We start from the raw sequence: 13,102 nt of genomic DNA on the forward strand, positions 1-13,102 counted from the left end.
CCGGGCATAAAGCCCGCTCTTCACACGCTTCCTTGCGTGATTTCGCCATTTATGCCGCCAAATCGGCTTCATTTATGAGTCCGTACCCTAAGGTTCGCAATTCGCACCACAGGACCCAGTTTCCCCTGAACCGGACAGCAGTGGGCTTGACCATGGCATCCGTGCGGTTTGTGAGCAATGCGCACGGAAGCAACCCGTTGATCTGTCAGGGCATGGATTGCAGGATCAAGTCCTGCAATGACCTTCCTTGCGGAGACGTTTCCCGTCGACAAACCCGGGGTGACTCAAACCAGCAAAAACCTGCAAATAGCCTGGTCCCCGTGTGATTGCGGCGAAGCCGCCCAGGTGCCGTCAGTGCGACCGTTTCCGCGCTGCCTGTGCCTCAATCTCGCTTGCAAAATCGCCTGCCGTCCAGCCTTCCTTCAACGCTGTTCGCATCAGATCCTGCTGGCTGGGCGGCGCCATTCCGGAAAGCGGTGAATCAATGTCGAGATTTGCTGGAAACGGGTAGCCCTCTGCCGTCGCAGCCACGACCGTGTCGATGGAGCGGGCATCAAGACGTCCTGCGGCCTGCAATTCAGCGAGAACCGGATAGACGGCAAGCGACATCCGCAAACGATCCACGATCTCGATCGACCGCCCGTAGGCGGACCCAATCTGGAGAAGGTTGGCAAAGCGCTCCACGTCACGCGTTTTGTTGTCTCCAGCGGCATGGAATGTGGCTGGATTGAAGAAAAGAAGATCGCCCTTTTCCAGAGGGACCTGCACATTGCGTTCTTCGAAACAGTCGCGGAATTCCGGCAAAAGGACCGCCTGGTAGCCGGGCAAGTAGCTTTGCGAAAAGGGGAGCAGTTTGGTCGGTCCCGAGATGACCGGCATATCGCTGTGCGCAATCGCACCTTGCAAGGTGAGCAAGGGGGAAAGCGCATGTTGCGGGGCGGGATAGCCCTGAAGCAGCGCTGCATCCTGAAAACCCATGTGATAGTCACGATGGGCAACCTGCGCCTTCCCGCCCGGATGCACCACATTGACCTGACAGGTGATCTGGTACCTCGGACCCAGCCAGGCTTCGCTCGCGCGTCGCAGCAGCTCGTTGGCGTTGTAGCGGATGAACAACTCGGTCTCTTCGACACAGAGTTTTTCATGCGCGTTCCAGATGCGGGTGTTTGCTCCCGCCGCAGCGAAGTGGTCCCCCTTGCCCGCCTTCAGCTGCTGTTCGTCCTGCATGATCCGGTTGAGAACGCCGGTGACCTCGTCGATGAGTGCCAGGTCAGTGTAACCCTTGCGAATGACGATGATGCCCGGACCGGTCGCGAAGGAGCGGTTCCATTCCGCCATGACAGCGCGCCAGCCGGTTTCGCTCGCCGTGCTCTGAAGCAGCGTTTTGCCGTTGTAGACTGGGATGTTGAAGACGATTTCCTCGGCGGCAGGATAGTCGGCGGCTTCAGTCTTCTGCTCCAGGTGACGCTTGAAGTCGTCGATGGAACAGGTGGTTTCATCGATCCACACAGGTGCTTGGTTGCCGGTCTTGTCCAGCATGGTCTTTCCTCCAGCCACGGCGCTTCGCCTAAAACAGCGATTTGTTTTCAGGCACGAGTATGGTTGCCGAAAGGCTGTTGGCTGACAACTCCTCAGCCAACAAAAAAACGGCCCCGGAGGGCCGCTTTCAAAGCTCGCTGTCTTGCAAGAAGGATCAGTTCAAACGCTCTTTGACCTGATCAATGCTCGTGGCCAGAATGTCGTCCGCAACCTTGTCCTTGACCTTGGCAGCCAGGATTTCCTCTGCTGCTGCAACCGCAATATCTGCTGCTTTTGCGCGGACCTCGGCGATTGCCTGGGTCTCGGCCTGAGCGATTTTGGTTTCCGCAGCCTTGGTACGGCGCGCGATCATTTCTTCCAGAGCCTGATTGGTTTCCACCGTCAGACGCTCTGCTTCGGCATTAGCTTCTGCGATGATCGCCTCAGCTTCGCCTTCTGCTTCATGACGCTTGCGCTGATAATCGGACAAGAGCGACTGGGCTTCTTCGCGCATCTTGCGCGCTTCTTCCAGCTCCTTGCGGATGGCTTCCGCCCGATTGTCGAGCGCGCCACCGATTTTGCCCGGGACCTTGATATAGATGATCAAGGCAAAGAACAGGATGAGACCGACCGTGGCCCAAAATGATGCATCCATGATGGTCTCCTCAGTTCATCGCCGTCTTCAGCGCCTTGGTCAGGTCGGTCTTGGTCGGAGCCTTGCCAATCAGCTGCTCAACAAGCGCTGACGTGGTTTCTCCGGCAATGTCACCGATCTGAGACAAAGCCTCGTCCTTGATCCCGGCAATCTTCGTCTCGGCAGCCTGCAGCTTCTCGTTCAGCTCCGCTTCCGCCTTTTCGCGCCGGGACTCTTGGTCTGCCTTCAGCTTGGCACGCGTGTCGGACGCAATGCCATGAGCCTTGTTGCGGGCTTCAGCCAGTGCCTGCTCATACGCCGCGATCGCCGCATCCGTTTCGTCTTTCAGGCGGTTGGCCTCAGAAAGATCACCGGCAATACGGTCCTTACGGTCTTCCAGGATCCCCGCGATCCGCGGCATCGCCACGTTCTTCATGATCCAATAGAAGATACCGAAGGTGATGGCGAGCCAGAGCAGCTGCGAGGCAAACGTGGTCACGTCGAACGGCGGGAAACCCACGCCGTGTTCGGCGGCCGTGTCGGCAATCGCTGCGTGGCTTTCAGTGGTCGTTTCGCCTGCCATTTCCTGTCTCCTAAATCCGGCTAGGCGGCGCTATGGGCGCCGCCACCGGAGTCGCATCAAATTTCGCTAAAAATGAGCGATTAAGCGAACAGGATGAGGAAGGCGATCAGAAGGGAGAAGATGCCCAGTGCTTCCGTCACGGCGAAGCCGAAGATCAGGCGGCCGAACTGGCCGTCAGCGGCGGACGGGTTGCGCAGAGCGCCTGCGAGGTAGTTACCGAAGATGGTGCCGAGGCCGATGCCTGCACCGCCCATGCCGAGACATGCGATACCCGCACCGATGTATTTTGCTGCTTCTGCTTCCATGACACGTGCTCCTAGATGTGTTTGCAGATTTCTCACTTGCGGCGCTCAAGCCGTGTGATTGGATTGACCCTTAGTGTGAAGGATGAAGGGCGTCATTCAGATACATGCAGGTCAGAACCGCGAACACGTAGGCCTGCAGGAATGAAACGAGGAATTCCAGCGCCGTGATGGCAATCGTCATCAAGAGCGGGAGAATTGCGCCTGCCACACCGACAGCTCCAAAAGCGCCAAGACTGACGATGAAGCCGGCGAAGACTTTCAGGGTGATGTGGCCCGCAAGCATGTTCGCGAACAGACGGACGGACAGGCTGATCGGCCGCGACAGGAAGGAAATCACTTCAATCAACGTCACGAGCGGGACCAGAGGGCCCGGAATTCCGCTGGGAACAAAGAGTTTCAGGAATTTCATGCCGTGGCGCATGAAGCCGTAGATGATCACGGTCGAGATCACCAGCATCGCCAGTGCGAAGGTCACGATTATGTGGCTGGTAACGGTGAAGAAGTACGGGAACATCCCGAACAGGTTGGCGACAAGAACGAACATGAACAGCGAGAAGACAAGCGGGAAGAATCGCATCCCGTCCGACCCTGTCGCGTCTCGAAGTGTCCCCGCTATGAACTCGTATGCCATTTCCGAGACCGATTGCACCCGGCTCGGCACCAGTCCGCGCCCGCTGGTGGAAAAGATCAGAAATGCAGACGTCGCAGCCACGGTCAAAACCATGAACAGCGAGGAATTGGTGAAAGAGAAATCCATGCCTCCGACTTCAATCGGAAAGATCTTCTGGATCTGGAACTGTGAGATCGGATCGTTCGCCACCGGCCAGCCTTCTTAGCTCGTTCACAACCACTGCGCCGAGAGGCGCCATAAACTCTAGTCAGATCCGTCGTCTTCAGCGTTGTCCTTGCGGCGTTTCCCGACTTGCGGCTGTTCGACCACCCCGGCCGAACGCAGCACATTCAGGACGCCGGCCGCAAAGCCCAGCAGCAGGAATAATATGAGGCCAAATGGCGACGTTCCCAGCCACTGATCGGCAACCCAACCAATCCCGGCCCCCACCAGAACACCGGCAATGAACTCTGAGGACAGTTTCATCGCCTGCGCGTATCCGGCTGAGTTGCTTTCCGATTTTCGCGCCGCCAATTCCTCGGCAGCATTGTGATCGTCAAGTTTCCGGTTCAATTGAGCCCGCCGCTCCGACAGACCCGCTTGCGAAACATCGCCGTTCTGATCGTGATTATTGCCGTTTTCCGAAGACATGTACCTTTGTCCCCAGTGCGCCGACATGTCAGATCAAACAACAGGAGTGCCCCGTAAGCCGCGCGCACCATAGTCGGCGCCTCTGATCGTGTCAAGGAGCCATAAACAATAATTATCTTATTGAAAATACTTGTCTTTTTTGTTTCTTCCGAAATTTACAAGACCTAAGTTGTATGCAGGCCGGACGGGATGCAGACATGAACCGTACGGTTAGCCGGTTTCCCGGAATCGTTCGGCGGTCTCAAGGTCGACCGAAACCAGCTGCGAAACACCTCTCTCGGCCATGGTCACGCCGAAAAGCCGGTTCATACGGGCCATCGTAATCGGATTATGGGTGATCACCACAAACCGGGTCTCGGTACTTGCGGCCATTTCATCAAGAAGGTCGCAATACCGCTCCACATTGGCATCGTCCAAGGGGGCATCGACCTCGTCGAGCACACAAATCGGCGCAGGGTTGGTCAGGAACACCGCAAAAATCAGCGACATGGCCGTCAGTGCCTGCTCACCGCCCGACAAAAGTGTCATCGTCTGCGGTTTCTTGCCCGGCGGGCGCGCAATGATCTCAAGGCCGGCGTCAAGTGGATCGTCTGAGTCGACGAGCTGGAGTTCCGCTGTTCCGCCGCCGAAGAGGTGCGTGAACAGACGCTGAAAGTGACCGTTGACGACCTCGAAGGAAGCAAGCAGGCGCTCGCGGGCCTCCCGGTTGAGATTGGAGATGCCGGTGCGAAGCCGCTTGATCGCTTCGATCAGGTCATCGCGTTCGGACGTCAGCGTCGTCTTTTGTTCGTCGATTTCCTTGAGTTCTTCTTCTGCGCGCAGGTTGACCCCGCCGAGCCGCTCGCGCTCAGCCTTCAGCCGTTCGTGTTTGCGCTCAACGGCTTCGGCGTCCGGCAGCGGGGCGCCCTCTTTCAGACCCGCGATTTCCGGCAGCGCAGTGACGGCGACCTCAAGATCCTCGTCGATCCGCCGCTCCAGGCTGCTCCGGCGTTCCCGGGCGGCCTCGAGCCGCTCTTCTGCGCGAATCTTCTGCTCACGCGCGCCTGCCATCGCTTCCATCGCAACCTTTGCGGCACGGTCGACTTCCGACTGGTCCAACTCAGCCTGCTGCAGCTGATCGTCCCGCGCCTTCTTTTCTTCCTCGGCCTTTGAAATCGCGGAGAAGAGATCCCGCCGCTTGAGCTCGATGTCTTCCGGCGCTTCCATCAGACGGACACGTTCTTCTTCGGCCTCCTCGCGGCGTTCCTTGAGGACAGTGATCTGCTGGACTGCATTTGCTGCCCTGGTTTTCCAGCCGTCATATTCGCGCGCGATCGTCTCAAGCCGCCTATCGCGCATTTGCTGTTCGCGCGCGAGGCCCTCTGCGACCGCACGTGCTTCGGCCAACGCGCTTCGCGCATCGGCGACCTCGCTCTGCAACTCCTCGATCTGCTCACGGTAGTTTGCGCTTTCAGGTGCTGTCTCCAGACGCTCTTCCGCCTCAAGTACCTGCTCGCGCGCCAACTCCGCTTCTTCGGCAAGACGTTCGGCGCGATCCTGTGCAGCAGCCTTTTTTGCCGATAGCTGAGATATGGCGCGTTCGGCAGCAACAAGCGCTTCGCGCGCTGCCGCCGTCCGGCGCTGGCCGTCTCGCACCTTGCCTCGGGCGATCTGTTCCAGCTCGACGTTCTGGCGCACTTGCGTAGCGGCGGCTTCCAGATCCTGCTGCCTGGCGCCCAATTCGCGGCGTGCGGCTTCAATTTCGTCGGCAAGTTCAGCCAATCGGTTTTTCTGGGCAAGCCGCTGAGCGGCTGGTGTCGGCGCATTGGCTGCAATCACGAAGCCGTCCCAGCGCCACAGATCCCCTTCCCTGGAGACGAGCCGCTGGCCGGGCTTGAGCCTGGCCCGAAGCGATGGCCCCTCGTCCTGACCGACCACACCAATCTGTTTCAAGCGCCGCCCGAGCTCGCCCGGAGCAACCACGAAATCGGCCAGCGAACGCGCACCTGCCGGCAGGTCCGGATCCCCCTCGATCGGCAACGCGGAACCCCATTTCACAGCGGCCGTTTCATCGAGCGACGCATCGAGATCTTCGCCGAGCGCAGCACCAAGCGCGGTTTCAAAGCCCTGTTCCACCTGGATTTGCTCGACCACCGGCGTAAAATCCTGATCCGAATGCGCGTTCAAAACCTGGTCGAGTGTCCGCGCCTCCGTCTCAAGACCCTGCAATGCTTGCTGCGCTTCGCTGAGCGGTCCACGGGCAGATTGTTCCCGGTCTCTGGCCGCGCGTGTTGCGGTTTCCGCCTCTTCAACGGCAGCCTCGGCCTCCGCCAGAGCTTCGTCGGCAACTTCAAGCGCTTCGCGATTGTCTGTCACGCTGTCATGCTCGCCCATTTGCTGGTTCAGCGCGTCCAGTGCCTGGCGCGCCTCTTCAGCCTGGGCAACGAGCCTGTCAGCGCGCTGGCGGGTTTCGGCCACGGTGCGTTCCAGCTGCCGGCGCTCCGCGCTCGCACGGGCTTCGGCTGCAGTGAGATCGGAAAGCCTGTTTTCAAGCGCGCCCAGTGTTTCCTCGGTTTCAGCAACCTTTTCGCGCGCTGCAGCGGTGCGCTCTTGCACCATTTCGTTTTCTTCCAGCAGTTCGGCGCGCTCTTCGGAAAGCCGTTCCAGGACCTCGTCGTTCTCCGACACCATCGACTGTTCGCGGCCTATGTCCTCTGAAAGTTGTGCCAGCCGTCGCTCCAGGTCCTGGAGCCGTTCCTTCACCCGGCGTTCCTCGGCATCCAACTCGTTGCGCGCAATGACAAGACGCTGGAGAGCGGCCGCAGCCTTGACCGCCTCGTCCCTGAGTTCGGGCAATTTGTGAGCGGCGATTGCCTGCACACGGGCGCTTTCCGCCTGCAAGGCGGTCGCCTCGTTCACCTGCTTTTGCGCTTCGGCAAAGTGGGTTTCTGCCGCGGTAAGCGCATCCCGCGCTTCAATCCAGCGGATGTAAAGAATGGATGCTTCTGCGGCCCGGATTTCGGAGGACAGATTGCGATAACGGGACGCCTGGCGTGACTGGCGCCGGAGATTGTCGAGCTGGCCGTCGATCTGAAGCAGAACGTCTTCCAGCCGTTCCAGGTTCTGTTCGGCGCCACGCAGGCGGATCTCGGCCTCGTGGCGGCGGGAATGGAGCCCGGAAATGCCGGCGGCTTCTTCAAGGATCTGACGCCGCGCCGTCGGTTTGGCCGCAATCAGCTCACCGATCTGGCCTTGGCGCACCATGGCCGGCGAACGTGCACCGGTCGAGGCATCGGCAAAGAGCAATTGCACGTCGCGTGCACGCACATCCTTGGTATTGATCTTGTAGTTGGAACCCTGCTCGCGCTCGATCCGCCGGCTGACTTCAAGCATGTCCGCGTCGTTGAAGGCGGTCGGCGCGGTGCGATCCTGGTTCTCCAGGAAAAGCGTAACTTCGGCAGTGTTGCGGGCGGGGCGATTGAGGCTTCCGGAGAAGATCACGTCGTCCATGCCGGAGGCGCGCATGTTCTTGTAGGAATTCTCGCCCATCACCCAGCGCAGGGCCTCGACGAGATTGGACTTGCCGCAGCCGTTCGGACCGACCACTCCGGTCAGCCCGTCACCGATGATGAATTCGATGGACTCGACAAAGGATTTGAAGCCGACGATGCGGAGCTTGGAAAACCTCATCGGCGCCCACCCCTTCTCAAGGCGAGCGCCGCGCAAGTATCGTTCAGGTCAGGACAAGGGAGGCCGTCCGGCGGACAAACCGCCGGTTTACAGATATTCCTCGATGATCTTGCCCATCTCGTCAATCGACAGAGCCCCTGAGTGCTTTGCGCCGTTGATGAAGAATGTCGGCGTCGAGTTCACGCCAAACTCATTCGCAGCACGATCTCTCACTGCATTAACTGCGTCGAGCAAACCCTGATTCGTCAAGCATTCCTCAAAGGACTCCTGTGTAAATCCGATCTGTTTGGAAAAGTCGAGCAGGGATTGGTAGGGATTGTCGCTAAATGCCCAGGTCCGCTGGTTTTCGAACATTGTATCCACAATGTTGAAATATTTGTCCGCCGGCGCGCAACGGGCCAGCATGAATGCAGCTGCCGCAACCGGATCCAGCGGGAATTCGCGGAAGATGAAGCGCACCTTGCCGGTGTCGACATATTGCTCCTTGAGGTCTTTGTAGGTGCCCTTGTGGAAGTTTGCACAGTGTCCACAGGTCATGGAGGCGTATTCGATGACAGTGACCGGTGCGTCTTCCTGGCCCAGGATCTTGTCGCCAAGCGGGCCCGGCTTCAGCAGTTCTTCCTGGTCAACGGTTTGCGCGAAGGCCGGAGCGCCGGCAGCGATGCTGAAAGCTGCGGTCGCCAGGGCCGTGGTTTTGAGAAACTGTCTGCGGGTCTGGGTCACGAGGATGGTCCTGTCACTGGTTTGGAGCGCGGCACCTGCCGGTACCGTTTCTGCCGCTTCATTTGCCCCTTCGGGCATTCGGCGTCAACAACGCTTATCAAATGTGGCAGGAGAGAGGACGCCGCAACTGTTTGTTTCACGATGATGTTATGGTCGCGTTACTGCACACTGGCGGCACAACGCCGCGCAGTTCAGGCGGCTTTGCCCGCGTTTTTCGCAATGACTTGAGCGCCCAGTTTCTTCAACGCGTCACGCAGACGTCCGTTTTCAACACCTTCGAGGCTTTTTTCAAGTTTTTGCTCTTCTGAATCCGTTAGTGGTCTCAAAGGCTTGCGCTCGTGCGCTTGCTTGACCTGAACCGGCTTCTGAAGAATTTTGATCCGCCCAACGGCAGCCCAACCGTAAAAGGTGTTGATCCGCTCAATCACCTGGGAACTGTCATGAGACAGCATCAAGGCCGTGGCACCGTCCGTATGGACAACAAGCGTTGCTGGCTGCGGCGCTGCTTCAGGATCGCTTCGATCCGGTTGGCGCGGCCAGACAAGCTTGTCCGGCTGAACACGTGTTCCGTAGCGCTCGCCGACGATATCGACCCAGGCGGCGACGATGTCGACGGAGGCGAAGCCGCGTTTACGACAAGCAGGCGTCATCGCCTTGCCGACAAGGTCAGCAAGCAATTTGGCCTCTTTAGGCTTGTTTTGCGCATTTGCCTTTGTCACGCTGTCGACCTACTTCCTCAACCGATTCACCGGTCGGTGCCGTTATAACCCGGACTGCAGATTGAGGTGTTGTGTCTCAATAGAATACGACAAAAAGACGACGAATACTTAACGGTCATCCTTCACATGATCACATCTTCCCAAGTTGTCCCCAGGCTATCCAAGGTCGACCCAATGCATTCGTCAATGAGTACACACCGGATCACATGCCCTCTGCTTCCTTAAGTCAATTGCTCCTGCACTGGTACAACAGACACGCCAGACGCCTACCCTGGCGGGTGGGGCCGGAGGACCGGAAACTGGGTGAAATCCCGGATCCCTACAGGATCTGGCTTTCGGAAGTCATGCTTCAGCAGACGACCGTTGCCGCGGTGAAAGACTACTTTGAGAAGTTCACAAGGATCTGGCCGACCGTAAACGACCTTGCAGCGGCCGAAGAAGAGGACGTGATGAAAGCCTGGGCGGGACTGGGCTATTATTCCCGCGCCAGAAACCTGAAAAAATGCGCCGAGGTGGTCGCACACGAACACGACGGGCTGTTTCCCGAAACAGAAGAGGATCTGCTGAAGCTTCCCGGTATCGGCCCATACACCGCAGCTGCCATTGCAACAATTGCGTTTGACCGGCACGCAGCAGTGGTTGACGGCAATGTCGAACGGGTGCTGACGAGGCTCAAACAGATCGAAACACCCCTTCCCGACGCCAAGCCGGAGATCAGAGCTGTCATGGCGAACCTGACACCGCAGGGCCGTCCAGGTGACTTCGCCCAGGCCGTGATGGATCTGGGAGCAACGATCTGTACGCCCAAGCGGCCTGCCTGCGGACTTTGCCCGTGGATGGAAAACTGCCTGGTACAAAATTCCAGCCTGGCTGAAACCTTGCCGAGAAAGGCACCGAAAAAGGAAAAACCGATCCGCTACGGAGCCGCCTTCGTCGTGGTGGATAAAAGCTCCGGCGCAGTGCTTTTGCGGCGTCGACCACCCAAGGGATTGCTTGGCGGCATGAGCGAAGTTCCCGGAACGGACTGGTCTGAAGCATTCGATATTTCAAACGCTCTGGAACATGCCCCCTTGGCCACCGAATGGACAAAGCGAACAGGCGAAGTGAAACACACATTCACACATTTTCATCTGCGGCTGACGGTTTTCCGCGCCGACACGCCGCAAGACGTTCTGGGTCAGGTGGACGGCGCCTGGTGGTCTTCGGCCACATCGCTGGATGAGGAAGCCCTGCCGACGGTCATGCGGAAGGTTCTGGCGGTCGCTCTGGACTGAACAGTCAAACGACCGGATGGACGAAATCACTTGCAGAGACGTGATTTTGCGGCTTGAAAGTTTGTTCCAATGTCAGTGGAACAGTAGGCATGTTTACGTCTTCCCAACCCTCCCTCTTCACGCCTGCCGAATGCGCCGAAATCATCCGGCTCAGCCAAACGGAAACACAGGATGCCGGCGGACTGGTCGGTGGCGTTCAGCAAGGTGAGATCCGGCGTGCAAAAATAAGCTGGCTGGATGATGAAGGGTCTGCGTCCTGGGTCATGCAGCGGATCATGGGTGCGGTCGCCAAGGCCAACCGGGAAACGTTCGACTTCGACATCACCGAGTTCCGCGAAAAGCTGCAGGTTGCGGCCTATGACGAGAGCGAGGCGGGTCACTACGACTGGCATTCCGACATCGGCGAAGGACAGATCGCACAGTTCCGCAAGGCAACGATCGTGACGCAATTGTCACCGCCGGACGCCTATGAAGGCGGTGGTCTGGAAGTCAATCTCGGCAGCCGTGTACTGACGGCTGACAGAGACCAGGGCAGCGCCACGCTTTTTGCCAGTTTCATGCTGCACCGGGTGATCCCGGTGACAAAAGGCACCCGCTATTCCCTGACCTGCTGGAGCCACGGTCCGAGGTTCCGTTAACAGCGGATCCGCCTGTTCTGCGCCGTCCCGGACCCGATCCGGGACCTATTGCCAAGTCAGGCATGCCCCGGATCGAGGCCGCAGTGGCTTATCTTCGTCGCGCCTGCGTGCGCACGCAACGCAGAAACGACGCTTTCAGATCAGTTTAAGGAGCGTGTAAATCCTTCATCACTTTTTCCTCATCCACCGTGACGCACTGGGCGTAGAGGCACCGACACAGGTAATCGATCAACGTCTTGGATCCGCACGGGAAATTCCGCATTCCCGGAGCGCTAACCCCTTGCCTGTGCCCTGTTACGGGAGTGAGTCATGAAAATCATCCAGAAACTCGTATTCGCCCTTCTGCTTGTTCTGCCGCTGTCTGCCGCCAAGGCTGGTGGGAAGGACATCGTTGATACCGCCGTTGGCGCCGGATCGTTCAACACGCTGGTTGCTGCCGTTCAGGCTGCCGGCCTTGTCGACACGCTGAAAGGCGAAGGCCCGTTCACTGTGTTCGCACCGACCGATGAAGCATTTGCCGCTCTGCCGGAAGGCACCGTTGAGAACCTCCTGAAGCCGGAAAACAAGGATCAACTCGTCGCAATCCTGACCTATCACGTGGTGCCGGGCAAAGTGATGTCGTCTGACATCGCAGGCAAGAAAGCAGAAGTTGCTTCCGTCGAAGGCAGCGAGATCTCTGTTGACGCGACCGATGGTGTCAAAGTCGACGGAGCAAATGTCGTGACCGCCGACATCGAAACAACCAATGGCGTCATTCACGTCATCGACGCAGTGATCCTGCCGAACTCCTAAGGCGCAGACGGGTACATCCTCAGCCCCATCATGTACCCTCTGACGGCGCGGCCTTGCGAAAGGCCGCGCCTTTTTTGTGTTCCGCGAGACCCCATTTCTTGTGTTTCCATCGTCCTGGGGCTTGCGTTGCAGATCACCGCGGCAGATGCTCCTGCGACAAATGAACAAAATAGCAATTCAGCGCTGGACATACTTCTTAGAATAATTCTAAAGTGCGTCACGATTTCGAAATAAAGAGAGGTTGCCATGAAGGGAAGCGAAAAAGTTATCGAGCGCTTGAACGAGGCGCTGTTTCTGGAGCTGGGTGCGATCAACCAGTATTGGCTGCACTACCGCCTTTTGAGCGACTGGGGCTTTGCGCGTCTTGCGAAAAAAGAGCGTGAAGAATCGATCGAGGAAATGCATCACGCGGACAAGCTGACCGACCGGATCATCTTTCTGGAAGGTCATCCGAACATGCAGAAAGTCGCCCCACTGCGCATCGGCCAGAACGTGAAAGAAGTTCTGGAATCGGATCTCGCCGGCGAATACGACGCGCGCACATCCTACAAGAAGTCCCGCGAGATCTGCCGCGAGGAAGGCGACTACGTTTCCATGGCGCTCTTTGAGGAGCTTCTGGCAGATGAGGAAGGTCATATCGACTTCCTCGAAACGCAACTTGAGCTTCTTGAGAAGATCGGCGAAGAGCGTTACGGCCTCTTGAATGCCGCCCCGGCAGACGAAGCCGAGTAAGCGAATACTCTCTTCACGTATTTCGAACGCGCGCCCGAAATGGCGCGCGTTTTTTTAATCCACTTCGACCTCCCTAACGTAAAGTTAACAAGCGCAGAGGAGGCGAACATCATGAAAGATAAAGTGAAACAGCTGGCGGACATGCTTGAGGCGCAAATCCTGATCCTGGTCAGTTCGGGCCATCACAGGGAAGCCGATGTCGCCAGGCAGGAAGTTGTTTCCCTCAGGCTGCTCGCCGAAGTCTCCGACTGACT

At 58.2% G+C, this 13,102-nt stretch carries 14 protein-coding genes; 5 read left to right on the forward strand and 9 right to left on the reverse strand.

Annotated features, from left to right (window positions below; genetic code table 11):
* Positions 1 to 351: 351 nt before the first annotated feature.
* The 9 genes from RBB47_RS27920 to RBB47_RS27960 all read right to left on the reverse strand — a co-directional run bounded on the left by RBB47_RS27920 (position 352) and on the right by RBB47_RS27960 (position 9,370).
* Positions 352 to 1,539, reverse strand: coding sequence for a phytanoyl-CoA dioxygenase family protein (locus RBB47_RS27920; protein ID WP_305989209.1), 1,188 nt, complete (start codon positions 1,537 to 1,539; stop codon positions 352 to 354).
* 154 nt (positions 1,540 to 1,693) lie between these two features.
* Positions 1,694 to 2,173 carry an ATP F0F1 synthase subunit B gene (locus tag RBB47_RS27925; protein ID WP_305989210.1) on the reverse strand — a complete coding sequence of 160 codons (480 nt, stop codon included), beginning with the start codon at positions 2,171 to 2,173 and terminating at the stop codon, positions 1,694 to 1,696.
* Positions 2,174 to 2,183: 10 nt separating this feature from the next.
* On the reverse strand, positions 2,184 to 2,735 hold the full coding sequence (locus RBB47_RS27930; RefSeq protein ID WP_305989211.1) for a F0F1 ATP synthase subunit B: 552 nt from the start codon (positions 2,733 to 2,735) through the stop codon (positions 2,184 to 2,186).
* 80 nt (positions 2,736 to 2,815) lie between these two features.
* Complete coding sequence (locus RBB47_RS27935; RefSeq protein WP_055111220.1) at positions 2,816 to 3,040, reverse strand: F0F1 ATP synthase subunit C; 225 nt, start codon at positions 3,038 to 3,040, stop codon at positions 2,816 to 2,818.
* A gap of 70 nt (positions 3,041 to 3,110) precedes the next feature.
* Positions 3,111 to 3,860, reverse strand: a complete 750-nt coding sequence (locus RBB47_RS27940) for a F0F1 ATP synthase subunit A (RefSeq protein ID WP_305989212.1) — start codon at positions 3,858 to 3,860, stop codon at positions 3,111 to 3,113.
* A 54-nt stretch (positions 3,861 to 3,914) separates the two neighbouring features.
* Entirely contained in the window at positions 3,915 to 4,301 is a 387-nt protein-coding gene (locus tag RBB47_RS27945) for an AtpZ/AtpI family protein (RefSeq protein WP_305989213.1), read from the reverse strand.
* Positions 4,302 to 4,511: 210 nt separating this feature from the next.
* Entirely contained in the window at positions 4,512 to 7,970 is a 3,459-nt protein-coding gene (gene smc, locus RBB47_RS27950; RefSeq protein ID WP_305989214.1) for a chromosome segregation protein SMC, read from the reverse strand.
* A gap of 87 nt (positions 7,971 to 8,057) precedes the next feature.
* Complete coding sequence (locus RBB47_RS27955; RefSeq protein ID WP_305989262.1) at positions 8,058 to 8,693, reverse strand: DsbA family protein; 636 nt, start codon at positions 8,691 to 8,693, stop codon at positions 8,058 to 8,060.
* 191 nt (positions 8,694 to 8,884) lie between these two features.
* A complete protein-coding gene (locus RBB47_RS27960) occupies positions 8,885 to 9,370 on the reverse strand; it encodes a DUF721 domain-containing protein (protein WP_305989215.1) in 486 nt (161 codons plus the stop codon).
* A gap of 248 nt (positions 9,371 to 9,618) precedes the next feature.
* On the opposite strand from RBB47_RS27960, the gene mutY reads away from it, so the two are divergent.
* From mutY to RBB47_RS27985, 5 genes are all read left to right on the forward strand, one after another.
* Positions 9,619 to 10,686, forward strand: coding sequence for an A/G-specific adenine glycosylase (mutY, locus tag RBB47_RS27965; RefSeq protein WP_305989216.1), 1,068 nt, complete (start codon positions 9,619 to 9,621; stop codon positions 10,684 to 10,686).
* Between the two features lie 89 nt (positions 10,687 to 10,775).
* Positions 10,776 to 11,324 carry a 2OG-Fe(II) oxygenase gene (locus RBB47_RS27970; RefSeq protein ID WP_305989217.1) on the forward strand — a complete coding sequence of 183 codons (549 nt, stop codon included), beginning with the start codon at positions 10,776 to 10,778 and terminating at the stop codon, positions 11,322 to 11,324.
* A 309-nt stretch (positions 11,325 to 11,633) separates the two neighbouring features.
* Positions 11,634 to 12,116, forward strand: coding sequence for a fasciclin domain-containing protein (locus RBB47_RS27975; protein ID WP_305989218.1), 483 nt, complete (start codon positions 11,634 to 11,636; stop codon positions 12,114 to 12,116).
* 246 nt (positions 12,117 to 12,362) lie between these two features.
* Positions 12,363 to 12,848, forward strand: a complete 486-nt coding sequence (gene bfr, locus RBB47_RS27980) for a bacterioferritin (protein WP_305989219.1) — start codon at positions 12,363 to 12,365, stop codon at positions 12,846 to 12,848.
* A gap of 111 nt (positions 12,849 to 12,959) precedes the next feature.
* On the forward strand, positions 12,960 to 13,100 hold the full coding sequence (locus tag RBB47_RS27985; protein WP_305989220.1) for a hypothetical protein: 141 nt from the start codon (positions 12,960 to 12,962) through the stop codon (positions 13,098 to 13,100).
* The last annotated feature ends 2 nt before the right edge of the window (positions 13,101 to 13,102 follow it).

Origin of the sequence: Roseibium sp. MMSF_3544, assembly GCF_030732845.1 — a bacterium.
Classification (GTDB): Bacteria; Pseudomonadota; Alphaproteobacteria; order Rhizobiales; family Stappiaceae; genus Roseibium.